Raw genomic sequence first — 23,342 nt, 5'->3', positions numbered from 1 at the left:
CAATGCGGGAGTGCATCATGACTGATCCGAACGGAAAGACCGCCCTGGTGACCGGCGCCTCGCGGGGGATAGGCCGGGCCATCGCCGAGCGGCTGGCCGCCGACGGCGTCGAGGTGGCCGTGCATTACGGCACCAACGAGCAGGCGGCGGAGCAGACGGTGTCGGCGATCCGGCGCGCGGGCGGCCGGGCGTTCCCGGTGCGCGCCGAACTGGGTGTCGACGGCGACATCGACCAGCTGTTCGGCGAACTCACCGCGGGGCTCGGCGACCGGCCGTTGGACATCCTGGTGAACAACGCCGCGATCATCGCCTACGAGGCCACCGTCGAGCAGGCCACGCCCGAGGACTTCGACCGACTGTTCGCGGTCAACGTGCGGGCGCCGCTGTTCATCGTGCAGCGGGCGTTGCCGTTGCTGCGCGACGGCGGGCGCATCGTCAACATCTCCTCCGGCGTCACCTGGTTCGCCACGCCGGAAGTCGTCTACGGGATGACCAAGGGCGCGCTCAACGTGTTCGGCCGCTCGCTGGCCAACACCCTCGGGCCCCGCGGGATCACCGTGAACACGGTCTCGCCCGGCATCACCGACACCGATATGAACTCCTGGCTGCACACCAACGACGGCGCGATCGCGGGCGTCGCGGGCATGACCGCGTTGGAGCGCGTCGGCAGCGGCGCGGACATCGCCGACGCGGTGGCCTTCTTCGCCTCCGAGGACGGGCGCTGGGTCACCGGCCAGACGCTGGAGGTGAACGGTGGCCTGTTCCTGGGGCCGAAAGCGCCGTCCTGGTGATCGCCGGACACGGTCGCGCGCGGGCGCCGGGCGCCCGCGCTTGCGGTTAGGGTGGGCGGATGGTCGAGTCGACGCGAATCGTGCTTGCCTCCCGGCCGGTGGGTGCGCCCACCCCGGAGAATTTCCGGACCGAGACCGCGCAGCTCCCCGCTCCGGCCGAGGGTGAAGTCCTGCTGCGCACCCGGTACCTGTCGCTGGACCCGTATATGCGCGGCCGGATGAGTTCGGCCGAGTCGTATGCCGCGCCGGTGGAGATCGGCGCGGTGATGGTCGGCGCGACCGTGGCCGAAGTACTCGAATCGCGCGACCCGTCGGTGGCGAAAGGCGATGTGGTGCTGGCCTATTCGGGCTGGCAAACCCACGATGTCGCCGCAGCGCGCGATGTCCGCAGGCTCGACCCGGCGAAGGCTCCGGTCTCGACCGCCCTCGGTGTGCTCGGCATGCCGGGATTCACGGCCTACGCGGGACTGCGCAAGATCGGCAAACCGCAGCCGGGTGAGACGCTCGTGGTCGCCGCGGCCACCGGGCCGGTGGGCTCGGCCGTCGGCCAGATCGCCAAGATCGGTGGCGCCCACACGGTGGGCATCGCGGGTGGGCCGCGCAAGGTCGCCTACCTGAACGAACTCGGCTTCGACGTCGCGCTCGACCACCGCGCGGCCGATTTCGCCGAGCAGCTGGCGGCGGCGGTCCCCGACGGCATCGACGTGTATTTCGAGAACGTCGGCGGCGCGGTGGCCGACGCGGTCTATCCGCTGCTGAACACCTACGCGCGCGTGCCCGTCTGCGGGCTGATCGCCAACTACAACGCGGCAGGCGCGCCGGACGGCCCGGACCGGCTGCCCGCCTATTACGGCCGCATCCTGACCAAGAGCCTCACGGTGCGCGGATTCATCCAGACCGAATTCGTCCGCGAGCTGTACCCGGATTTCCTGCGTGAGATGGGTGAGTGGGTCGCCGAGGGGCGCGTGCGCTACCTGGAGGATGTCGTGACCGGCTTGGCCGCCGCTCCCGAGGCGTTCATCGGGATGCTGGAGGGCCGCAACTTCGGCAAGGTGGTCGTGCGGGTCGCCGACTGATCAGCGTGCCGCCGCGCCGCCGCCGATGCTGAGATAGACCAGCATCAGGATGAACAGGAACCAGCCCGCGCCCTGCCAGATGGGCCAGGTCCGGCCGCGGCGCCACTGCACGTAGGTTTCGACGAACGCGCCGATGCCGCCGATCAGCAGGACCACTGCGGGCCCGAGTACCACGGCGACCTGGGCGGTGCTGTCACACAACAGCCGGTCCGCGTCCGCGCACTCGCGCTGGGCGGCCCACAGCAGGCTCAGCAGGAAGACCAGCGCGGCGGTGGCGAGCACCGAGGCGACGTAGGTCGCCGCGCGGCGGAACCCGCGCGGATCGTGCCAGCGCTTCTCGACGTCGTCGACCATGTCCACCACCTCACCCGTCCGCGTCCGCCGGATACCTCCGAGGTGATTGCCGTACGGGGGCGGCTCAAACGCCGCTCAGGGTTTGCGCCCGACGCCCGCCCAGTACCAGGCGGAGCGCGCCCCGGCCGGAACGGCATCCGTGTCCGGTCGCCAGGCGTCGACCGCAACGACGCCCGGCTCGACGAGTGCGGTTCCGGCGAAGAAGGATTCGACCTCGTCGCGGCTGCGCGGGCGGAAGGCGATGCCGGCGTGCTCGGCGGCGGCCGCCGCGCGCGCCATGGCCCGCGGGTCGAAATCACCGGTGGAATGGGTGAGTACCAGATAGCTGCCGGACGGCGCCGCCTCCAGCAGCCGGCCGACGACACCGTGCGGGTCGTCGCTGTCGCGGAAGAACATCATGATCGCGACCAGCAAGATCGCGATGGGCCGGTCCGGGTCGAAGGTGTCGGCCAGGACGGGCGCGTCCAGGACGGCGCTCGGATCGCGCAGATCCGCGTCGAGGAACTCGATCCTGCCCTGCGGTGTGCTCGCCATCAGAGCCCGGGCGTGGGCGAGCACGAGCGGGTCGTTGTCGACGTAGACCACGCGTGCGGCCGGATCGATCCGCTGGGCCACCTCGTGCGTGTTGCCCGCGGTGGGCAGGCCGGTGCCGATGTCGAGGAATTGATCGATGCCCGCCTCGCCGGCCAGATGGCGCACCGCGCGGCCGAGGAACGCGCGATTGGCGCGGGCCATGTCGCGGATGGCCGGGATGTGCGTGGCGATCGTGTCGCCGAGGGCGCGATCGGCGGGGTAGTTGTCCTTGCCGCCGAGCCAGTAGTCGTAGACCCGCGCCTCGTGGGCGAGGCCGGTATCGAGCTTGGGCGACGACCCGGCGCGCACCCGCGCGTGACCGTTCGTCATGCGACTCCTTTCCCAGGCCACGCCGGACAGTGCCCGGCGCGGCACCGCTGTCGCCTCCCGAATGACGACCTCGGGCTATCGATTACGCGTCAACAATAGGGTGGCGCACCTGCGGCAGGCGGATTTTCGACCGGATCGTCCTATTTTCCGGGAACCTGACCGGCGGTGGCGAACCTGGCGGAGATCTCCTGTGCCGTGACCTTCGCGAGCTCGACGAAGAACGGCACGCGTTCGGGGATCATCAGCGTCGTGGGCCCGCGCAGACCGAGCGCGAACCGGCAGTGGCCCGCCGGATCGAGGATGGGCAGGCCGATGGTGCGGAAGCCGGGATCGAGTTCCTCGTCGTTGTAGGCGTATCCGCGCTCCCGCGCGGTGATCAGTTCGTTGCGCAGCTCGTCGGGCCCGGACACCGAGCGCTCGGTTCCCTCGTCGTAGGGAAGCTCGCGCAGCTGGTCGTCGGTGGTTTCCGACCAGGCGAGCAGGGCCTTGCCGAGCGCGCTGGCGTGCAGCGGCAGCCGCACGCCCTGCAGTTCGTGCCCGTCGGTCTCCCGCCACCGGCTGGTGCCGAGCAGCACGGCGTGGATGCCGTGGCGGGTGGCGACCGAGCAACTGGCTCCGGTGGTGCCCGCGAGCTGTTCCAGATACGGCTCGGCGAGATAGATCCGGTGCTGGCGGTAGGCGATCTGTCCCCACTCCGCCAGCGCGCCGCCCATGCGATAGCGGCTGGATTCGGCGTTCTTCTCCAGGAAACCCGCCTGTACGAGCGTGGCCAGCAGCCGGTGCGTGGTGCTGACCGCGAGACCTTGCTGCCGCGCGACTTCCGAGACGCCGCGGTCCCGGCCGTCGCGGAAGCAGTCCAGGACCGAGAGGGCGCGGGCGACGGTCTGCACGCCGGAGGGTTCCACGGTTCCGACGGTAACACAACAGTGCGGGCAAGAAGGGTTGAGCTTTCCGATATTTGGAAAGTTTGACCGAAGTTGTCACGGTCCTCGTCGCAATCAGTCCGCCCGGAGCTGCGTGACATCGGTTTCGAGCCGAAAGTCTAGAGAACGCGATATGTCAAGCTTTCCGATCCTCGGAAAGCATTACCTCGTGAACCGGCGTCGTCGTCCCTACTCTGCGAGAGCACTGATCGATAACTCGGACAAGGAGTCCTCACGATGTGGCGGCAAGCCCTCATGCGCATCGCGCTAGCGATCGTTCCCCTCGTCGCAGGCGTCGCCGCGTGTGGTTCGGACACCGCCGACACCAGCGCAGGCGTCTCCTTCGTGCTCAAAGTCGCCGATCCGGGGAACTCGGGCCCGCTGGCGGTCGGTAAGCGCGACGGCACCTTCGACGCGGCGCTGGCGCCGCTCGGCGCGAAGATCGAGTGGGTCACCATCACCCCCGGCTTCAGCTCCAACCTGAAGTTGTTCAACACCAAGGAACTCGACGTCTCCGGCGCGGCGTTCAGCCCGGTCGTCGGCGCGCTGTCCAAGGACGTCGGCGTGCGGATCGTCGCCGTGCAGGATCCGGCGGGCAAGGACCAGAGCGGCATCATCGTGACCCCGGAGTCCGGCGTGCACTCGGTCGCCGACCTGGTCGGCAGGCGCGTCGCGGTGAATCCCGCGGCCAAGGGTGAATACATCCTGCTCAAGGCGCTGGCACAGGCCGGCGTTCCGGCCGGCGAGGTGACGCGGGTTCCGTTGCAGCAGAAGGACGCCGCCTCGGCGTTCGCGACCGGCAAGGTGGACGGCTGGGCGTCGTTCCTGGTGCCCTACCAGGAGGCGAAGGCCAACGGCGGTGTCGAGATCGCCACGGAGAAGAGCATCGGCTCCAACGACAACACGGTCGTCGTATTCCGCACCGAGGTGCTCGACCAGCGTCCGGACGTGGCGGCGAAGTACCTCGACGTGCTGCAGGACCTCACGGCGAAGCAGCGGGCGAATCCCGCCGACTTCGAGAACGTCTTCGAGAAGACCGGCCCACGGGCACTGTCGGGCGCGCGGCTCACCGACGCCTACCGGGTGGGCGGTGAGGCCACGGTGCCGCACCTGCCGAACGAGGCGGACGCCGCCGCCTTGGCCGACGTGGTGAACACCTTCTTCGGCAACGGCGTGATCAGTCGCAAGATCACCGCCGCCGACATCTTCTACGACCTGAAGTCCAAGCTGACGCCCGAGCAGCTGGCCGCGATCCAGGCGGGCAGCTGAGATGGCGGTGATCGCCGCGGCGGGGCTGGTGCCCACCGAACTCGCCCCGCCCCGTAACCGCGCCGGAAAGCGCAGGCCCGCTTGGCTTTCGGTGCCGTTGCGGTTCCTGCTCCCCGTACTGATCGTCGCAGGCTGGTGGGCCGGCTCCGCGACCGGAGCGCTCTCCGAGCGCGTGCTGGCCGGCCCGCCCGCGGTGTGGACGGCGTTCACCGAACTGCTCGGCACCGGCCAATTGCTCGACTTCGCGATCGCGTCGTTCGTGCGCGCCGCCTTCGGCGTCGGTATCGGTGTGGCCATCGGGCTGGCGCTCGGTCTGCTGTCGGGACTGTCGAGCCTCGGTGAGGAACTGGTCGACTCGACGATGCAGATCCTGCGCGCGGTACCGTTCCTGGCGCTGGTGCCGCTGTTCATCGCCTGGTTCGGCATCGACGAGCTGTACAAGGTGCTGCTCATCGCCGTCGCGACGGTGGCCCCGATGTACGCCTACACCTATCTCGGCGTGCGCAACGTCGATCGCAAGATGGTCGAGGCGGCTCGGAGTTTCGGGCTGACCGGCCCGCGGCTGGTGCTCGAGGTCGTTCTGCCGTCGGCCCTGCCCGGCGTGCTGATGGCGCTGCGGGTGTGCCTGTCGATCAGCATCACCGGTCTCATCGCGGCCGAGCAGGTCGGCACCAGGGAAGGCGTGGGCTATCTGGTCACCCTGGCCCAGGAGTACAACCGCACCGACTACATGGTGCTGTGCGTCGTGTTGTACGCGTTGCTGGGCTTGGTCTTCGACGGGCTGGTGCGGGTGGCCGAGCGCTTCGCGATGCCCTGGCGCGGACAGGTGGCGATCCGATGACCGCCGTTACCGAACGCGGGGCCGAGGTGAATACCGCGCCCGCGATGGCCGAACCGGTCGCCGTCTCGATCACCGGCCTGCGCAAGTCGTTCGGCCACAAGACGGTGCTCGACGGCGTCGACCTGACCATCCGGCGCGGCGAGTTCGTCGTCTTGCTCGGACCCAGCGGCACCGGTAAGACCACGCTGCTGCGCCTGCTCACCGGGCTGGAAGCGCCCGATGCGGGGGAGGTGCTCGTTCCCGGACGGCGCACCACCGTCTACCAGGAGCCGCGGCTGATCCCCTCGAAACGGGTACTGGCGAACGTCGTCGTCGGGCAGCGCCGGTCCCGGCGCAACCGCGAAGCCGGACTGCGTGCCCTGGCGGAGGTCAACCTCGACGGCAAAGCACGGCAGTGGCCCGCCACGCTCTCCGGTGGCGAGGCGCAGCGCGCGGCGCTGGCCCGCGCCCTCGTGCGCGAACCCGAACTGCTGCTGCTCGACGAGCCTTTCGCGGCGCTGGACGCGCTGACCCGCCTGCAAATGCAGGACCTGGTCGGCGACCTGGTCGCTCGGCACCGTCCCGCGGTGCTCATGGTGACCCACGACGTCGACGAGGCGATCCGCCTGGCCGACCGCGTGCTGATCCTGGACAAGGGGCGCTTCGCCCTGGACGTCGGCATCCACGTGGCCCGCCCGCGCGACCGCGCCGACCCCGAAATCTTGCGTTATCAATCCCTTTTCCTCAGTCAGCTCGGCGTGGACCGCCCCACGCCCGCTCCAAGGAGTGCCTCATGACCGACACCCTCTGGTACACCCGCTGCCCGGTACCCACCGCGAGCGGGCTCGCGCACAGCCTCGGCTGGCTCGGCGACGCCGCGGCGCGAGCCGGGCTGGAGTTCGGCGTCCTCCAGGACGCGGGGCCGGAACTGGCCGGACACCACTTCCTGCACGACCTGTCGGGGCTGATCCGGGAGGGCGGCAACGTTCCGGCCCTGGCGGCACGCGCCCACGGCTCGCCGACCCGCTTGATCGGATTGACCTGGATCGACGAGGCGCAAGCCATTCTGGTCGGCCCGGAGTCCACCGTCGGCGGCGCCGCGGAGCTGGCCGGTCTGCGCATCGGCGTCCCGGCGTGGGCACAGGACCAGCCGCGCAGCTTCCCCCGCGCGATGGCCTTACACGGCTTCGCGAACGCACTGCGGCTCGGCGGTCACACCCTCGCCGACGTGCGCGTCGTCGAGATCGGCGTGGAGCGCAACCCACAGGTGCGCACGGAGATCCAGGCGAATCGCCGGGTGGTCACCTGGGGCGTCGAGGAGTTGCTGCGCGGCGAGGTGGACGCCATCTACGTCAAGGGCGCCCGCGCCCAGGAAGTCGCGCGCGAGCACGGCCTGCGCGTCGCGGTGGACCTGGACGCGACCGAGGCCAGACGCTTCCGGGTAAACAACGGCACGCCACGCCCGATCACCGTGCACTCCGACCTGCTCCAGGCGCGTCCGGAGGTGGTCGTGGAATTCCTCGCACAGAGCCTGCGTGCGGCGGATTGGGCCGCGGGCAACCTGCACGGGGTCCGGGACGTGCTCCAGCGGGAGACCCTGTCCGGGCCGGAGGGTGTCGTCGCGGCGTACGGCGAGACTTTCCACCGGGACCTGCACCCCTCGTTGTCGGACGAACGCCTCGAGCTGATCGGCGTGCAGAAGCAATTCCTCTACACCCACGGTTTCCTCGCCGCCGACTTCGACCTGGACTCCTGGGTCGCGCACGAGCCGCTGGCCCAGGCCAGGCAACTCGTCGAAGCCGGGAAGGTCCCCGCATGACGGAGTTCCTGTGGCGCTTGCCCTCCCGGGGCGACGGCCGTCACGCTCGACCCGGACAGCGCAATCGCGGCGGATTCGGCGGCGCGCCGGTGACCCCGGCGACCGACCTTCGGCCGGGACGCTTCGGCCCGTTCGACGATCTGGCCCAGATCATCGATGCCGCCGAACTGGCCGGACTGGACGGGGTGCTCGCGCCCTACGACCCGGACGGCGAGGAATCCTGGATCGTGGCGGGCGGCGCGCTGCGCGGCACCCGCCACTCCCGCGTCGTGGTCGAATTCCAGCCCGCGTTCGGCACTCCGGTCTACGCGGCGAAGATCTCCGCCACTCTGCAACGCATTTCGGGCGGCCGACTGGCCTGGCGACTGGCGGTGGACAGCGACCCCGCCGACGCGCGGGCGCGCGGGGATCGCGTCACCGGAGACGACCGCTACGCCAGAGCCGCGGAGTTCCTCACCGTGGCCCGTGGCGTCTGGAACGAGGCCGCCGTCCCCTCGGCGGGCTTCGCGGGCACCGGGTTCCATTACGCAGGCACGCATTACGACGTGATCGACGGCGGCTTCCGCGGCATCCTGTCCGGACTGCCGTTCCCGGCGGTCTACCTGACCGGCGATTGCGCCGCCGCGCTCGAGCTGTCGGCCGAGCATGGGGACGTGCACGTCTTCACCGAGACCGAGGCGGGTGTCGGTACGGCGATCGCCGCCTTGCGCGAGCGCGCGACGGCGGCGGGACGGACGGTGCGCGCGGGGCTGGAGCTGCCGGTCATCGCGCGGGAAACCGAAGACGAGGCATGGGCTCGCGCCGAACGCCTGTGGCGTGAGGTGCGCCCGGACGGGCCGGACGCACGGGAACACGATCTCGGCGGCGGCCGCTGGGCGGGGTTCGCCGACCTGGGATACCCCGCGACCATCGGGCTCGTCGGCAGTTACACACAAGTCGCGCAGCGTCTTTCGTCCTATGCCGAGGCGGGCGTCGACAGCGTGGTGCTCGCCGGGCACCCGCACATCGAGGAGCTGCATCGCGCGGGCGAGCACCTGTTGTTCCTCGCCGACCCGGTCGGCCGCACCCTGACCGCGCAGGAGGCAATCGCATGACCATCGACATCTACTGGCGCATCGGCATGGAGGGCGACCACGCGTCGCTGCGCACGCCGCGCCGCTACAACCGCGGCCACGCCAACGGATACGGGCCGGGCAATATCGCACCCGCCATCCGAGGCGGCGAACTCGACGGCTACGGCTACATCGACCACATGGCGGCGGTGGCGAAGGCCTCCGAATCGGCCGGATTCCTCGGCGGCCTGCTGCCGTCGTTCCCGGTGACCGACGACCCGTGGGCGGTCGCGGCGGCCCTGGCCGGGGAGACCACCACCTACCGCTTCATGGTCGCTTTCCAGCCCGGCTTCCTGCACCCGGTGCAGGCGGCGCGGATGTCGGCGAGCCTGCAGCGCGCGACCGGCGGCAGGCTGGTCTACAACATCATCAGCGGGGGCGGCGGGCCCGCCCAGCTGTGGTGGGGCGACAAGGTCTCGCACGACGATCGCTACGCCCGCACCAGCGAGTTCCTCGACGTGTTGCGTGGCGTGTGGGACGGTGATCCCTACGATCACGACGGACGGTTCTTCCGGACCGAGGGCGCCGCACTCGCGCCGGGCATCGCCGGACAGCCGTTTCCGGAGGTGTACTTCTCCGGATCCTCGCCCGCCGCGGTGCGGGCCGCGGGCAGGCACGCCGACTACTACCTGTCCTGGCTGGAGCCGTTCGCCGACCTGCGCGCCAAGTTCGACGGTGTGCGCGCGCACGCCGGAACCGTCGGACGCGCGCCGAGATTCGCCGTCCGCATCGACATCCTGGCCAGGCACACCGAGGAGGCGGCCTGGGCGGAGATCGAGAAGGGCTGGGCCTTCGTCGACCGGGGCGCGGCCGAGCGGGCCGCCAGAGGCGACTCGGTCGGCGCCGCCCGCATCCAGGGGTGGGTGCCGGAGACCATCACCGGCTACCGCGACCTGGAAGTACAGCCCAACGTCTGGTGCGGATTCAGCCTGATCCGCGGCGGCCCCGCGTTCGGCCTGGTCGGCAGCTACGAGCAGGTGGCGCAGCGGCTCGACGAGCTGATCGATCTCGGCGTCGACGCGTTCATTCTCGCGGGCAACCCGCACCTGGAGGAGGCCTATCGCGTCGGCGAAGAGGTGCTCCCACTGCTCGGCCGATCCCGGCTCACCGCGCCCGCCGCCGAGTCCGCCCTTTCCCCCGCTCGATGATTCAGGAGAAATGATGACAACCACCGAGACCCGGTTGCCGGAGTCCGTCACCGCCTTCGTCGCCGCCGCGACCCGCGACGCCGACAAGGCGTTCCGGGTGTTCCGGGAGACCGGGACCGTTTCCGGTAACGGCACCGTCAATTTCGTGGAGCGCGTGCCCGGTGAGGAGATCGCCGTCGCCCTGAACGAACCGGGGCCGTGGGCCGACGACCGTGCCATCGCGCCGGTGGTCGCCACCTTCGACGGCGAGGTGCTGTCGGGGACAGGTTCGGCCGGATTCGTCACCGGCTACGCGAAGGTGTTCCGCGCGCACCCGGAGATCACCTCGGTGGTGCACATCCACACCCCCTGGCTGGGCGGGTGGGCGCAGACCCATCGCACACTGCCGATCCGCTACGCGGCCTCCCAGCGGCTCACCCTGTCCAGGGCCATCCCGCCGCACATCGACCGCAGCGTCGCCGCGGGCGATTTCATCCTCTCCAAGCTAATCGACGACCCGGACCTGGTCGCGATCTTCGAGGCCAACGGCGGAGCGAACGTCATCGGCCGCTCGGGACTGCTGGAGCTGGCGAAGTTCGTCGTGCTGCTCGAGGAGGGCGCGCAATACCAGGCGATCGCCGAATCCCTCGGCGGCTCGGCCGAATTCGATCCGTCCAATCTCGCGGTGCAGTGGAGCCGCACCGGCCTCGCCGACGAGGCCCGCCGCCGCGGCCTGATCTGACCGCCGCCACCGCGAAAACGAGGAGCGATCAATGACCATTCGTGTCGGCTACTTCCCGCACAACAACTCCCTGTTCGTCCTGCGCCACCGTGGCATCCTGGAGAATCTGCTGCCCGAGGTGGAATGGGTCGACCTGCGCGACCTGCCGCGCCCCGCGCCGGTGGACCCGAGGACAGGGCTGCCGTCGCTGCATTCCGATCATTTGTTCGACGGCGGCTACGACTTCATCGGCACCGGCTTCACGCCCCCGCTGACCGCGCTCGCCAACGGACGCGACATCGTCTACGTCGGCATCTCCGGACCCAGGGTGGAGAACGGCCGCTTGGTCACCAAGGCCGATTCCGGTATCGAGACGGTGCTGGATCTGAAGGGCAAGCGGGTCGGCATCGCGCACGGTTCCTGGCAGACCACCCTCGCGCTGCTCGCGCTGGACCGCGCGGGCCTGGCATGGAGGGACATCGAACCGGTGGACATCGACGTGCACGACGGCGGCGCGGCACTGTTACGCGGTGACCTGGACGCCTGGGTCGGCGCGTATCCGGGTCTCGCCGCGATCGAGGCGGCCGTCGACCTGCGCACGCTGGTGGACACCGAGTCGCTGTTCAGCCACCCCTCACTGTGGTTCACCCGGCGGGACTTCGCCGAAGGCAACCGCGCGGCGCTGACGGCGATCATCACCGCCTTGCAGCAGTCGGACGCGTGGATCCGGGAGAACCCGCGCGCGGCCGCCCAGTACTTCGTGGACGACGTGGTGGCCCGCGGTGGGACGGCGAGCCCGGACGCGTGGGAAGCCGCCCTGCGCGGCAGGCCCTTCGGTGTCCAGCCCGTTTCCGAGGAATTCCTGGACGAACAGCAGCACGCGGCCGATCTGCTGGCCGCCAACGGCCTGCTGCCGAGTACCGTCCGGGTCCGGGACGCCGTCCTGCCGTGGATCGGCGAGACGGTGATCGCGAAATCCGGCATAACGGTCTGATCGGACGAAACGGCGGGCCGGGGGTCGGAGAAAACCCCGGCCCGTTCGTCGTGTCGGAGAAATGTCAGCGCGGCGAGATATTCGGCCGCCCGCCGTGTCTTTCGGTGGAGCGCAGCTCGAACCAATAGGCTGCGACAACGGTGGCGTAACCGGCGACGACGGCCGTCGCGGTGACGATCAACAGCGTGATGAGCAGTGGAATCAAGAAAGCGGTGTGCATTGTGCCCTCCCCGCGGTCACGGTGATCTCAGCGGAAGGTTCGGCGCCGCACTGCACCGACATCATGTCAGCCCCTGCACTCAGTGAAATCGTAGAGGTCGCAGCGTCGTCCGGCACGGCAGGAGGCTGTGAGTTGAATCATGCGGACGCCGGTGTGTCGCGGGGAATACGCCTTCGCCATACGATCTAATCGATCTTGTCACGAGTTTCCCGGCGAACCACCGGAAAACAGGACACGACCACGACACGGGACCGCCGGATCGGCGGCCGTGAGCGTCGCAGTGCCCGTGGCTCGCCGAATTCCTCGGTAGCGCAGCTCTTTCTCTCGAATCTGTCTCCGGCATCACCTCGGCATGCGAAAAGGAGCACGAACGTGAGCATGATTCTGGCCGCGCTGCACGACACCGTGATCGCGCAGCAGTTCGAAAATCCGACCGCGGAAGAGCCGCCGCTCGCGGACAAACTCATGCAGATGGGCCGCTATTTCACCTGGCTGGTCCAGCTGTCCGGGATCACGGCGATCACCTACGGCGGCGGCCGGTTCGCCTGGGAGAAATGGAACGGCGGCAGCCTCCAGTCGCCGAAGATGGTCGCCAGCGCGATGGCCGGGGGCGCGGTGGCCACCAGCGCGGGCACGATCATGAACTCGATCATCGGCTGACACGGGCCTGGACTCGTGACGCGCCGGCCCGACATCGACCGTCGGGCCGGCGCTCGCATTTCGGTGGCGAAGATCGGCCCGCTCGGCGGACGAGGCCGTCGATGCCGCACTCGATCAGCCGGGGTGGTGGAACCATGCGCATTGCGCGCGGCGCGAGCCGAGACGCCGTCGGTGCGGTAGAAAGCAACCGCGAACCGGGTCCGTCTCGAAGGTGACGGCCCGACCGTAGGCAAACCCGTAATGCGGAGCCCGGCCGTGACGTTCTCGACAGCGGCACCGGCCGCGCCCGGCGACGACGGCCGCACTGGAGAAAAGGAAACACCATGGGCACCATCGCAGTTCACGAGTTCATCGCACTCGACGGGGTGTACGAGGATCCGTCTTGGACCTTCGAGTACGGGTTCGACCCGAAGATGGGGGAGACCCTCGGCGCGATCACCTCGGCATCCAAGGCGATCCTGCTGGGCCGCACCACGTTCGAGATGTTCGCCCCGGCCTGGTCGACCCGCACCGTCGAGGACGATCCGGGCGCGCTGTTCTTCAACGACACGACGAAGTACGTCGTCGGGGCGCGGGAGCCGCAAGCGGAATGGGCCAACAGCATCCGCCTCGGCGCCTACGACCCCGAGGTCATCCGCAACCTCAAGAACGAGGTCGACGGCAGCATCTACGTCAGCGGCAGCGGCACGCTGGTGCGGGCGCTGCTCGCGGACGGGCTGGTCGACGACCTGCACCTGTTCGTCTATCCGATCGCGCTCGGCAAGGGCAAGCGCCTGTGGGGCGATGGTGTCGACGCGACCGAACTGGCACTCGAAGAGCACGAGGTCTACGCCAATGGCGTCGTCCACCTCGGATACGGCCCCGCCGAGGCCTGATGAAACGCGGAAGGGCGGCCCTTGCGGGCCGCCCGGGCGATCCGGCTCGCCGCCGGGTGTGGCGAGCGGAGCCGGATATGTCAGCGCCCTCCGGTGCAGTAACCCTCGGGGGTGTACTGGCACGGGCGCTCGTTGCGTCCCTGGTATCCACCGTGGTTGCTGCTGCGGGCGCGCTCACCCACCCCGGAACCGCGCTTGTCGGCCGGGTTGTGCGAATACCGATCCGCTGTGGTGGTCACCGAGGACTCGGGCGAAGCGACTGCCGCCGCCGTGATGACCGCCCCGCCGATCAGCGCCGAGGCCACCACTCGACGCACTGTCACGCGCTTGCTCGTGTTGTGCATAAGATTCATCCCGTCGATTAACGTGCCGTCATATAACGATACATTGATCGGTGGACCACCGGCGAGTCTTTTCCCCATGGCTGGGAAGCTTCGCCCCGGGCGGGTGTGGTTTTCGGGGTGTGACCAGGGGTGATGGCCATTGGTTAGGCGACTTGACCTGAGCATCGTGCCGTTCATCAGGTCTTCGGGCGCTACTGCGCCTGCTGCGGGGCCGCCGAAGCTATGCGTATACGACGGAGGTTCTGCCGCGCTCTATTGATCGGCGCGAAGTCCTCTGACCGGGTCGCGAGGCCTACCGACGCGCGGAACGCGCGCCACTGCCGACGGATCGGTTGGGTGTGACGGTCCCATCGCGCACCTTGCGCGGCAGGCGGTCACGATGGTGAACCGTCCATGCCGTGCGCCCGGCGCTCGTGCTGCCAGCGCTCCGGGTCGGTCTCCAGGGCGGCGCGGTCCCAATGGCCGAGGTCGGCGGCGGCGGCGTACGTCGTGTCGAGGAACTCGAGCAGCGCTCGCTCCGGCGCTTCGGCCGTGCGCACTGCCTCGTACGGCAGGAGGAATTGGCGATAATCCTGGCTGTAGAAGGCCTCTCGTGGACCGACCCGGTAGTCGGCGAACCCCTCGGGCTCCGGGTACGCGTAGGCGTAGAAGGCGCCTTCCGCGCCGCCGCCCGGCCAGAAGCCGCAACTGCTCAGCTCGTGCGAGTAGCCCTCGACCATGACCCAGTCGCCGCAGTTGGGAGCGCCACCCGGATGCCGCGGAGCGGATCGGCCGGAGAATCTGGTGCACGCCAGATCCATCGCGCCCCAGAAGAAGTGCACCGGGCTCACCTTGCCGATGAAGCGGGAGCGGAACTTGTGCATGACGCGATCGGCGGCGAGCAATTGCCGCCAGAACAAGGTGGCGGCCGCGGCGTCGTAGGAGCGATGCTCGTAGTCCTCGGCGAACGGGATGGCCGGCTCGACCTCGTTCGGCTTGGCTTGGATTCGTACCGGAATGCCGAGTTCGCCGAGCGCGGTGACGATTTCGCCGTAGAACGCCGCCACCGGCTTCGGTTCGAGCGCGATCTGCCGGGTTCGGCCGTCACTGGACCGGATGTGCAGCCGATGATCGAGGAAGTCGAATTCGATATCGAAACACCCTGTCGGGTGCGGCACGGCGGAGGTGGTCAGCCCCCTCGGGCTGAGGTAGAAGGTGACCTGCCACCAGTGGTTGACCAGCGGAGCGTGCGAGAGCCTGATCTTGCCGACGATCTGCGTCCACATGTGCAGCGTCTCGCGCGTGGGCGTCCAATCCTCGACGCGCAACATCGGCCACGGCCCAGGGGTGGTCTCGGAGCCTGTCACTGCCACACCTCCGTCTTTTCGGGATTCTCGGTGCCAGTGCCGTGCGCGGACGCCCGTGCAGGCGCGGCGCAGCGTTTTGATCGTCACCGTACCTGCTGGTAACGCACCGGGAAGCCCGACATGCGCTGCGGTTGGCAACTGTCTGGCGACGTTCGGGGTGTGACTGCGAGCTCGATGACTCGGAGCGAGGAGCGGCTCCGCGGCCGACGGCTGCGCCTCAAGATCGGCGGGGCCAACTGCCGTGCGGTGATGGCATGCTCGCCACCGGCAGCGCGGCACCCTTTCCGGTTGCCCGGGCTCGCCGGCGGGAATTCGGATCCCACACCATCGCCGCGGCCGCACCGCCGAGAAGAATCACGACGATGGCGACGATCGCCACCCACAGCAGTACCAACGCTATTTCTCCAGTCATCCCCGTCCGCTCCATAGGGCACGTTATGCGAAGGCGGACAATTGATTTCGCAATAGTGAGCATTCTTCCCGCCCGGGGCGAACGGTGCGAATCGGCGCGCGGATTCTGTGGTGGGACAGCACCACTGTCACCGAGGTTTGGGATATGTCTAGTAACGCATAATGTCGCGGACAGGAAGCTCGGATGTCCATGCGCGAAAACGGGGATCTCGAGGGATCGGTGCGGGTGCCGCACGCGGGACGGAACTCGTTGTCCTGGTGTGATTCCTCAGAGCTCGAGCAGATCGGCGGTCTCCTCGGTCGCGCGCGGTCGCCCCGCGCGGTTCGAGTTCTCGCTCCAGGTGGGCGACCTCGTGCCCGCGGCGGACCGCGGCCATCGCGTGCGCGTTGCCGAGGATGCCACCGCCGATGATCACCAATCGCATGACTCGAGGATGGCAAACGTCCGGACGGCTCGCCGAACTCGCCGTCACCCCGGACAGCGACAAGCTCGCACCGGAACTGTTGCGGCCCGACGCCTGGGTGCCACGCACACCGCCCGACTTCGCGGTACGGACGCTGTTGCATCACCGAACCCGTGAGCTGCTGCGGATCCCGTTGCGGCCCACCGACCGCGCCGCGACCGCCGCCTACGCGAACGTCGTGAAGACGGGCATGCGCGCGTTGACCTCACGAGCCCGACTGGTACCCGCGGCACGCGCCTGACATCTGCTCCCCGCGTTCAATTCGCCTCGAACGCGGTGGCGACGATCGGGCGCACCTGGTCCATGGTGGCCGTCCCGGATTCGCGTGCCACGGAGGTCATGTCGACGTCGGGGAGTCCGCAGGCAACCGCCCAGTGCCAGGGTTCGAGGTCACCGTTCACGTTGAGCGCGAAGCCGTGACTGGTGATCCCGCGGCTCTGGCGCATGCCGATGGAGACGATCTTGCGGCCGGTGTGCCTGGTCCACACACCCGTGAGCAGTTCGGAGCCGGGTGGGGTATCGCGGCGTTCCGCGGCGATGCCCAGCCGGCCGAGTGCCTCGATCAGGCGGAACTCGACCTCGCGGATGTAATCGACCACTCCTTCGCCGGGATCGAGCCGGACGATGAGATAGCCGACCAGCTGGCCGGGGCCGTGATAGGTGAGCTGGCCCCCGCGCGTGGTCTGCACGACCGGGATGTCATGGGCCGGGTCCGGCAGGTGGTCCTGCGGCGTTCTGCGTCCGATGGTGTAGACCGGCGGGTGGCTCAGCAGCCACAAGGTATCCGGCCGCGCGCCGCTGTGGCGTTGGTCGACCAGTTCACCCATGCGTTCCATGGCCTTGTCGTAGTCGACGAGGTCGTCCTGGATCAACGTCAGCGGCCTGGATCGCATGCTCCGACGATAACGCTCTCCCGTGCAGGGGGAGTTCGCCGCCTTCGGATGTCCCTCTCGGCGGCCCGCACCGCAACCTGCGTCACAGTGCCGGCGGCAGACCGAAGGGCCGGAACAATTCCTCGCCGAGGAAGACGGTGATGCGTTCGATGGCGGTCTCGGTCGTGGTGAGAACGTGGATGGAGTGCGCGCGGTGGGTCCCGTCCGCGTCGCGCAGGTAGTAGGCGACGGCGGGCTGGGTGTTGGCGGCGGTCGGCACGGCCCGCCAGGTGTCGCCGTCCTGATTCGCCTTGTGCGCGAAGAACGCGACCACGTGGGCGCGGCCGGCGAACCAGACCAGGGCGGGTGGCATCTCGAGCACCACGTCGTCGCGCAGGAGCTTGCTGAGTTCGTCCATATCGCCGTTGCCGAAGGCGGTGACGTAGCGATCGATCATCGCGCGCTCGCCGGGGCTCAGGGATTCGGACATCCGATCGATCATGGGGGCGGCCTTGTCGAGCTGGGCGCGGGCGCGTTGCAGGGCGCTGTTGACCGCGGCGGGGGAGGTGTCGAGCAGATCGGCGACCTCCGCGGCGGACCAGGCGAGCACGTCGCGCAAGAGGAGCACCGCGCGCTGGCGGGCGGGCAGGTATTGCAGCGCGGCGATGAAGGCGAGGCGGATGCCGCTGCGCGCGGCCACCACGGTCGCCGGGTCATCGGCCGAGTTGCCGAGCAGGGCGTCGGGAATCGGTTCCAGCCAGGAGATTTCGGGATGCCGGGGCGGCCGGGGCCGGACGGTCGCGGCCGGTCCGTTCAGGTCGGTGGGCAAGGCCCGCCTGCCGCGCTGTTCGAGCGCGGTCAGGCAGGCGTTGGTGGCGATGCGGTACAGCCACGTGCGCAGCGAAGCGCGCCGCTCGTCGAACCGGTCGGCGGCCCGCCAGGCCCGCAACAGCGTTTCCTGCACCAGGTCCTCGGCGTCGTGGACGGACCCGAGCATGCGATAGCAGTGTGCGAGCAGCTCCGGCCGGTAGGTCATGGTCTCGGCCGCGAAATCGGCGCCGATGGTCATCGTCGCAACCTACCGAGCCGCGACCGGCTGCGCGTCGGCAGGCGCGGCGACGGGCGCGCCGGCCGGTAGCAGGAGGCCGAGCGCGGCGCCGGTCAGCGCCAGCAGTGCCGCCGTGCCGATGGCGGCGGCGAATCCGGTGCTGAAGGCACCCGCGGATCCGAGACCGCCGACCGAGGCGAAAACCGCCGCGGGTAGCGCGATTCCGAACGCGCCCCCGAGTTGACGCAAGGTGTTGAACGTGCCCGACGCCGCACCCACCGCCGACAGCGGCACCGAACGCAGCACGGCGCTCTGTGCCGCGGGAATGGCCATCGAGACGCCGACGCCGCTGAGCACGAAGGGCGCGATCATGGCCGGGTAGGACAGCTGCGGCCCGGCCATGATCGCGAGGCAGCCGTAGCCCCCGGCCTGCATGAGCAGTCCCGCGACCACGAGCGGTCGTTCACCGAAACGGTTGACCTGCCTGCCCGCTACCGGCGCGACGAGGAACAGGGTGATCGTCCACGGCGCCAGCCGCACCCCCGCGCCGAGCGGACCGTGGTGCTGGACCGTCTGCAGGAACTGCGCGAAGAAGAACGCCCCGCTGAAAATGGAACCGAACAGCAGGAACCCCACCGCGTTGCCGATCGAGAAGCCGCGCGCGGCGAACAGCCGCATCGGGATCAGTGGCGCGGTGGCCCGCCGTTCCCAGCGCACCAACGCGACCAGCGCGACCGCCCCGAGCGCGAACGCCGCGAGAACTTCCGCACTGCCCCAGCCCGATTCGTTGCCGCGCAGCAGACCCCACACCGATCCCAGCGCGGCGGCGCCGGCCAGCCCGATACCCGGGTAGTCCAGTGCGCGTGCCTCGCCTCGGCTCTCCGGCAACCGGGTCAGCATCAGCGGCACGAGCAGTGCGGCGATCGGCAGATTCAGCCAGAAGATCCACTGCCATGTCGCCCCCTCCACCACCGCGCCGCCGACCAGGGGACCGCCGAGCGTAGCCAGTCCGGTCACCGCCGCGAACAGCCCGAGCGCGCGGGTGCGCTGTTCGGGCGGGAAGGCGGCCGACAACAGTGCCATGCCCACCGGCATGACGGCCGCCGATCCCACGCCCTGCACCGCGCGGGCGGCGATCAGCCAGCCCAGGCTCGGAGCCAGCGCGCACGCCGCCGACGCCGCCGAGAACAGCAGCACCCCGGCGACCAGCACGCGGCGCCGTCCGTATCGCTCGCCCAGCGCCGCACCCGCCATCAGCAACACCGCGAAGCTGAGGGTGTAGGCGTTGACGGTCCACTCGAGTTCGGCGATCGAGGCGTGCAGGTCGAGCTGGATCGCGTGCAGCGCGGTGGTGACGACCAGTGCGTCCAGCGAGATCAGTAGCGCGGCCACCGATGTCAGCGCGAGTATCCAGCGCTGTCCCGTGGTCATATTCATGGGCGAAAGTCCTCCTCCGATAGGTTCGCCAGTACCTACCGGCGCCACGGCCGTGATTCATCGCGGGTGCGGAAATTCGCCGCGAACTCGTCCCGTGATCCTCAGCCCGGCTGCGCGGCCCGGCGGGCGCTGCGCCGCCGGACGGAATACGGACCTACCAGCATGTACAGGCCGGAGAACAGGAGCAGGGCGAGCGGGAGCAGCGGCAGGTAGGACACCCAGACGACCGGCTGCTCCTGGGCCAAGGCGACGAAGGTGGCGAGGACCGTCGCGACGAAGACAATGCCCGATCCACGGTGCAGCTGCCGGACCCGTGGTGCGGAACTGCGGGAAGCCCCGGCCTGCGGAATGTTCGCGGCTCGGCTTCGTCGCGTAGCGGCATACGACAACACGAAGATGCCGAGACCGGACAAGAGCAGCAAGGCGAGTGGTGCCAGCGGCACGTAGGACACCCAGACCGGACCCTTCAGCGCCAAGGTGACGACGGTGGCCACGATCGTCACCGTGAAGACGATGGCAAGCCACCGGTGTGTCCGTCGAACCCGCTCGTTCCAAGTCATGCGTCCTCCTCTGCCTGCGATCCATACCGCGTCCCGGCGATGCGCCGGGCGGACCTCCGTGCTGATGACGGTAGTTCCGGCTCGGTGACCAGCGCTTCTCGAATCCTGATCGTTCGCGGAACTTCTGTCGGTTGAGCTCTGTCGGCACGGGTATGCATGAGTCATGCATGATCAGCGTTTGGCGAATCTGCTGGGGGCGGCGGCGCTCGCGATCAACGACGTGATGCTCGCCGAGGTGCACAGCACCGGTGCGGTGAGCGCGAGCGGCGCGAGCGCGCTGGTGACGCTCGCGCAGTCGCCGGGTCTCGGCGTGACCGATCTGGGTAGACGAGTGGGCCTGAGTCAGTCCGCGACCACCCGCATGGTCGATGCGATGGAGGCCGCCGGACTGATCCGCCGCGCTCCCGGCACCGGTCGGCTGGTCGGCGTGAGCCTGACGCCGTCGGGCCGCGAAACCGCAGGCCGGATCCTCGCCGCTCGCGCCGGACGGCTGACCGAGCTGATCTCCGACCTCGACGCCCCCGAGCGGGAAGCGTTGACGGAGTTGCTGGTGAAGCTGCTCGCCCGGCTGTACGGGGAGATCGGCAGTGCGGATCTGTTGTGCCGGTTGTGCGACCGCGGCTGCTGCACTCGATCGGCGGTGTGTCCGGTGGGCCAGGCCGAGCGGGACCGGGAGGCCTGATCATGGGCACGCTTCTGGCACTGGTTTCCGCATCGAGTTACGGCCTGTCGGATTTCGTGGGTGGCGTCGCGTCCCGGCGCGTCGGGTTCGTGCGCGTCGCCTTGCTCGGGCAACTCGGCGGGCTTGCCGTCACCATCCTCGCCGGCCTGTTGGCTCGCCGCCTCGTGCCGCATCCGGCCGATCTCGGGTGGGGAGCGCTGTCCGGCGTGGGTACCGGTATCGCGATGACATTCCTGTTCCGGGGCATCAGCCGTGGAGCGATGTCGGTGGTGGTACCGGTCAGCGCCGTGGGTGGCGTCGCGTTGCCGGTCCTCGTCGGCACCGCCGTCCTCGGGGAACATCCGGCGCCCTCGGCATGGGCCGGGATCGCGGTAGCCGTGCCGGCTCTCTGGCTCGTCGCGGACGGCACCACCGGTACCGCCGCGAATGCCCGCGCCGCCATCGGCGACGGACTGATCGCCGGCGCCGGGATCGGCGTGCAGTACCTCGCCTTGGCCCAGGCCACACCGGTCTCCGGTATCTGGCCGGTGACCGCGGGCCGGGCAGCGGCGGTCGTTCTCGTCGCCCTGTCGGCGTGGAAGATCGCGTCCGGAGCCGGCGACGCAGCGACGGCCCGGCCGCATCGGGCCGACTTCGCCGCCGTGTGCTCCGGCGTCCTGGCCGCCGCCGCACTGGTGTCCTACCTCTTCGCCACCCGGACCGAGTACCTGGCCGTGGCAGTCGTGCTGTCTTCGCTCTACCCGATCGTCCCCGTGGTACTGGGCGTGTCGGCGCTGAAGGAGCGATTGCGCCGGAGCCAGTTCATCGGGCTGGCCGCCGCGTTGGTGGCGAGCACTGTCATCGCCACCTCCTGAGACCTCGTCGGTGCGCTTGCGCCCTCTGCTGTGCGGCGCCTGCCTTCGTGACCGATCCGATCACCACGGAAGGGTGCCTTCGGCGTCGAAGTAGCCCCCGGTGGGCCCGTCCGGACCCACCTGCGCCATCCGCACGATGATCTCCGCGCCGCGCTCCACTGTCTGGTGGCCGGTTCCCCCGTTCAGGTCGGTTTTGGTGAACCCGGGCTCCACCGCGTTGATCCGCATTTCCGGAAACGCCTTCGCGTACTGCACGGTGATGACGTTGACCGCGGTTTTCGATGCCGGATAGGCGATGCCCGTGTAGGCATATGCCGGGGTGCCCGGGGTGGTGACCTTGCTCAGCGAGGCCAGGCCGCTGCTGACATTGACCACGACCGGGGCCGTGGAACGCCGCAACAGCGGCAGGAACGCGTGCAGGACGCGCACCGTGCCGAAGACGTTCGTCTCGAATGTCTGCCGCATCAATTCGGCGGTGAGGTCCGCCGCGCCGGTCACGGTGTCGGTGGCGCTCCATTCCGGTGCGATGCCGGCGTTGTTGACCAGTACATCCAGGCCTCCAGCTGCCTCGATGGTCGCGACGGCGGCAGCCACGGACGCGTCGTCGGTGACGTCCAGCCGCACCGGCCGCGCGCCCAACTGTTCGGCGGCCCGGCGCCCGCGCTCGGCGTCGCGGCTGCCGAGGTAGACGGTGTGGCCCGCGGCGAGCAGTCCGCGAGCGGACTCGAAACCGAGCCCCTTGTTCGCTCCGGTGATCAGTGTTGTCGTCATGATCACCGACGCTAAGAGCTGGAGCGCGCTCGAAGTCAAGCCGCATGCCGACCTCGAACATGACCCTGCCCTAGTGGTCGAGCTGGGACAGCGCGAAGGCGGTGAGGAAACCCGCCACCGTGATCAACCCGACCCACAGGTGGGCGTCCTCGAACGCCTCCGGAATCATGGTGTCGGTGATCATGGCCAGGATCGCGCCCGCGGCCAGTGCGGTGATCGCCGCGAGCACGGCGGGCGCGGCGTCGCCGAGCAATCCGTAACCCGCCATGGCGGACACGCCGCTGATCACCGCTATCCCGCCCCACAAGCCGAACACGTAACGCGGATGGCGGTGGGCGCGGCGCATACCGGCCGCGCTGGACAGGCCCTCGGGGATATTGCTGATGAACACCGCGGCCACGGTGACGGCGCTGACGGTCTTGCCGCCGAGCAAGCTGGTCCCGATGACGATGGACTCGGGCACACCGTCCAGTAGCGCGCCCAACGCGATGGCCGTGCCGGAGCCGGACTGTTCGGCTTCGCTGGGTTGCTGGTCTCCCGAACGCTTGCGGTGGCGAGCTCCGCGACGGGCCAGAGCGAGGTTGGCCAGGGTATAGATCACCGCACCGGACACGGCGCCGAGCGCGGTGGGCGGCAATCCGGCGCGTTCGTGCGCGTCGGCGATCAACTCGAACGACACCGCCGACAGCAGCACCCCGCTGCCGAACCCCATCACGCTGGCCACGATCTTCGTCGGGACGCGCGCCAAGAATCCCACCAAAGCCCCTATCAGCAGGGCGGATCCGGCCAGCAACCCCCACCCGCCCGCAACCCACAACCCAGACACCCGACCGTCTCCTCACTGCTCGAACCCGCGGAAACCAGCGCGGATCATCGCCGGCTTCTCGTC

At 69.4% G+C, this 23,342-nt stretch carries 28 protein-coding genes and 1 pseudogene; 15 read left to right on the top strand and 14 right to left on the bottom strand.

Annotated elements, in window-relative coordinates:
• Positions 1-17: 17 nt before the first annotated feature.
• Positions 18-791, top strand: a complete 774-nt coding sequence (locus NG1_RS15390; RefSeq protein WP_062971493.1) for an SDR family oxidoreductase — start codon at positions 18-20, stop codon at positions 789-791.
• Positions 792-850: 59 nt separating this feature from the next.
• Positions 851-1,867, top strand: a complete 1,017-nt coding sequence (gene curA, locus NG1_RS15385; RefSeq protein WP_062971363.1) for an NADPH-dependent curcumin/dihydrocurcumin reductase — start codon at positions 851-853, stop codon at positions 1,865-1,867.
• Here curA and NG1_RS15380 read toward each other — a convergent pair whose 3' ends face one another.
• From NG1_RS15380 to NG1_RS15370, 3 genes are all read right to left on the bottom strand, one after another.
• The gene (locus NG1_RS15380; protein ID WP_062971491.1) at positions 1,868-2,221 is read right to left on the bottom strand and encodes a hypothetical protein; all 354 of its coding nucleotides are present in this window, start codon (positions 2,219-2,221) and stop codon (positions 1,868-1,870) included. It abuts the gene before it with no gap.
• Between the two features lie 75 nt (positions 2,222-2,296).
• Entirely contained in the window at positions 2,297-3,124 is an 828-nt protein-coding gene (locus NG1_RS15375) for an SAM-dependent methyltransferase (RefSeq protein ID WP_062971361.1), read from the bottom strand.
• 140 nt (positions 3,125-3,264) lie between these two features.
• Positions 3,265-4,029, bottom strand: a complete 765-nt coding sequence (locus NG1_RS15370) for an IclR family transcriptional regulator (RefSeq protein WP_062971359.1) — start codon at positions 4,027-4,029, stop codon at positions 3,265-3,267.
• A 255-nt stretch (positions 4,030-4,284) separates the two neighbouring features.
• Here NG1_RS15370 and NG1_RS15365 point away from each other — a divergent pair, with 255 nt between their 5' ends.
• From NG1_RS15365 to NG1_RS15330, 8 genes are read left to right on the top strand one after another with little or no spacing between them, the layout of a single operon-like run.
• The gene (locus NG1_RS15365) at positions 4,285-5,316 is read left to right on the top strand and encodes an NrtA/SsuA/CpmA family ABC transporter substrate-binding protein (RefSeq protein ID WP_062971357.1); all 1,032 of its coding nucleotides are present in this window, start codon (positions 4,285-4,287) and stop codon (positions 5,314-5,316) included.
• 1 nt (position 5,317) lies between these two features.
• Positions 5,318-6,157: an ABC transporter permease gene (locus tag NG1_RS15360; protein WP_062971355.1), complete on the top strand. Its 840-nt coding sequence runs from the start codon at positions 5,318-5,320 to the stop codon at positions 6,155-6,157.
• On the top strand, positions 6,154-6,933 hold the full coding sequence (locus NG1_RS15355) for an ABC transporter ATP-binding protein (RefSeq protein ID WP_062971353.1): 780 nt from the start codon (positions 6,154-6,156) through the stop codon (positions 6,931-6,933). The genes NG1_RS15360 and NG1_RS15355 overlap by 4 nt, the downstream gene beginning before the upstream one ends.
• Positions 6,930-7,955: an ABC transporter substrate-binding protein gene (locus NG1_RS15350; protein ID WP_062971351.1), complete on the top strand. Its 1,026-nt coding sequence runs from the start codon at positions 6,930-6,932 to the stop codon at positions 7,953-7,955. Before NG1_RS15355 ends, NG1_RS15350 begins: the two co-directional genes overlap by 4 nt.
• Positions 7,952-9,049 carry an LLM class flavin-dependent oxidoreductase gene (locus NG1_RS15345; protein ID WP_062971349.1) on the top strand — a complete coding sequence of 366 codons (1,098 nt, stop codon included), beginning with the start codon at positions 7,952-7,954 and terminating at the stop codon, positions 9,047-9,049. Before NG1_RS15350 ends, NG1_RS15345 begins: the two co-directional genes overlap by 4 nt.
• On the top strand, positions 9,046-10,215 hold the full coding sequence (locus NG1_RS15340) for an LLM class flavin-dependent oxidoreductase (RefSeq protein WP_062971347.1): 1,170 nt from the start codon (positions 9,046-9,048) through the stop codon (positions 10,213-10,215). The genes NG1_RS15345 and NG1_RS15340 overlap by 4 nt, the downstream gene beginning before the upstream one ends.
• 13 nt (positions 10,216-10,228) lie before the next feature.
• Positions 10,229-10,936, top strand: coding sequence for a class II aldolase/adducin family protein (locus NG1_RS15335; RefSeq protein WP_062971489.1), 708 nt, complete (start codon positions 10,229-10,231; stop codon positions 10,934-10,936).
• A 31-nt stretch (positions 10,937-10,967) separates the two neighbouring features.
• Complete coding sequence (locus NG1_RS15330; protein ID WP_062971345.1) at positions 10,968-11,909, top strand: ABC transporter substrate-binding protein; 942 nt, start codon at positions 10,968-10,970, stop codon at positions 11,907-11,909.
• Positions 11,910-11,973: 64 nt separating this feature from the next.
• Here the strand turns inward: NG1_RS15330 and NG1_RS36710 are convergent, their stop codons facing one another.
• Positions 11,974-12,129 carry a hypothetical protein gene (locus NG1_RS36710; protein ID WP_157114065.1) on the bottom strand — a complete coding sequence of 52 codons (156 nt, stop codon included), beginning with the start codon at positions 12,127-12,129 and terminating at the stop codon, positions 11,974-11,976.
• A 378-nt stretch (positions 12,130-12,507) separates the two neighbouring features.
• On the opposite strand from NG1_RS36710, the gene NG1_RS15325 reads away from it, so the two are divergent.
• Both NG1_RS15325 and NG1_RS15320 read left to right on the top strand, forming a co-directional pair.
• A complete protein-coding gene (locus NG1_RS15325; RefSeq protein ID WP_040866379.1) occupies positions 12,508-12,789 on the top strand; it encodes a hypothetical protein in 282 nt (93 codons plus the stop codon).
• 323 nt (positions 12,790-13,112) lie between these two features.
• Positions 13,113-13,664: a dihydrofolate reductase family protein gene (locus NG1_RS15320; RefSeq protein WP_062971343.1), complete on the top strand. Its 552-nt coding sequence runs from the start codon at positions 13,113-13,115 to the stop codon at positions 13,662-13,664.
• 80 nt (positions 13,665-13,744) lie between these two features.
• Here NG1_RS15320 and NG1_RS15315 read toward each other — a convergent pair whose 3' ends face one another.
• From NG1_RS15315 to NG1_RS38295, 4 genes and pseudogenes are all read right to left on the bottom strand, one after another.
• Positions 13,745-13,987, bottom strand: a complete 243-nt coding sequence (locus tag NG1_RS15315; protein ID WP_157114064.1) for a hypothetical protein — start codon at positions 13,985-13,987, stop codon at positions 13,745-13,747.
• A gap of 395 nt (positions 13,988-14,382) precedes the next feature.
• A complete protein-coding gene (locus tag NG1_RS15310) occupies positions 14,383-15,318 on the bottom strand; it encodes a DUF5996 family protein (RefSeq protein ID WP_062971341.1) in 936 nt (311 codons plus the stop codon).
• A gap of 253 nt (positions 15,319-15,571) precedes the next feature.
• Positions 15,572-15,766: a hypothetical protein gene (locus NG1_RS36705; RefSeq protein ID WP_157114063.1), complete on the bottom strand. Its 195-nt coding sequence runs from the start codon at positions 15,764-15,766 to the stop codon at positions 15,572-15,574.
• A gap of 292 nt (positions 15,767-16,058) precedes the next feature.
• Positions 16,059-16,190 (bottom strand): annotated as a pseudogene (locus tag NG1_RS38295) (FAD-dependent oxidoreductase); the annotation flags it as partial.
• Here NG1_RS38295 and NG1_RS15305 point away from each other — a divergent pair.
• A complete protein-coding gene (locus NG1_RS15305) occupies positions 16,174-16,470 on the top strand; it encodes a hypothetical protein (RefSeq protein WP_062971339.1) in 297 nt (98 codons plus the stop codon). The pseudogene NG1_RS38295 and the gene NG1_RS15305 sit on opposite strands and share 17 nt — an antisense overlap.
• 16 nt (positions 16,471-16,486) lie before the next feature.
• Here the strand turns inward: NG1_RS15305 and lipB are convergent, their stop codons facing one another.
• The 4 genes from lipB to NG1_RS38290 form a co-directional block, all read right to left on the bottom strand.
• Entirely contained in the window at positions 16,487-17,122 is a 636-nt protein-coding gene (gene lipB / locus NG1_RS15300) for a lipoyl(octanoyl) transferase LipB (protein WP_062971337.1), read from the bottom strand.
• Between the two features lie 82 nt (positions 17,123-17,204).
• Positions 17,205-18,170 carry a sigma-70 family RNA polymerase sigma factor gene (locus NG1_RS15295; RefSeq protein WP_062971335.1) on the bottom strand — a complete coding sequence of 322 codons (966 nt, stop codon included), beginning with the start codon at positions 18,168-18,170 and terminating at the stop codon, positions 17,205-17,207.
• 9 nt (positions 18,171-18,179) lie between these two features.
• Entirely contained in the window at positions 18,180-19,586 is a 1,407-nt protein-coding gene (locus tag NG1_RS15290; RefSeq protein ID WP_062971333.1) for an MFS transporter, read from the bottom strand.
• 101 nt (positions 19,587-19,687) lie between these two features.
• Positions 19,688-20,146, bottom strand: coding sequence for a hypothetical protein (locus tag NG1_RS38290; RefSeq protein ID WP_174315508.1), 459 nt, complete (start codon positions 20,144-20,146; stop codon positions 19,688-19,690).
• Positions 20,147-20,309: 163 nt separating this feature from the next.
• On the opposite strand from NG1_RS38290, the gene NG1_RS15280 reads away from it, so the two are divergent.
• Entirely contained in the window at positions 20,310-20,828 is a 519-nt protein-coding gene (locus NG1_RS15280; protein WP_062971331.1) for a MarR family winged helix-turn-helix transcriptional regulator, read from the top strand.
• Positions 20,829-20,830: 2 nt separating this feature from the next.
• The gene (locus NG1_RS15275; RefSeq protein WP_063910351.1) at positions 20,831-21,682 is read left to right on the top strand and encodes an EamA family transporter; all 852 of its coding nucleotides are present in this window, start codon (positions 20,831-20,833) and stop codon (positions 21,680-21,682) included.
• Positions 21,683-21,742: 60 nt separating this feature from the next.
• On the opposite strand, the gene NG1_RS15270 is transcribed toward NG1_RS15275, so the two are convergent.
• On the bottom strand, positions 21,743-22,453 hold the full coding sequence (locus tag NG1_RS15270; protein WP_062971483.1) for an SDR family NAD(P)-dependent oxidoreductase: 711 nt from the start codon (positions 22,451-22,453) through the stop codon (positions 21,743-21,745).
• Positions 22,454-22,523: 70 nt separating this feature from the next.
• Positions 22,524-23,279, bottom strand: a complete 756-nt coding sequence (locus NG1_RS15265; RefSeq protein WP_174315507.1) for a ZIP family metal transporter — start codon at positions 23,277-23,279, stop codon at positions 22,524-22,526.
• Positions 23,280-23,342 lie beyond the last annotated feature (63 nt).

The sequence above is a fragment of the Nocardia gamkensis NBRC 108242 genome (assembly GCF_001612985.1).
Lineage (GTDB): Bacteria > Actinomycetota > Actinomycetes > Mycobacteriales > Mycobacteriaceae > Nocardia > Nocardia gamkensis.
The sequence above is the reverse complement of the archived record's forward strand: the minus strand, read 5'-3'. Positions and strand labels throughout refer to the sequence as shown.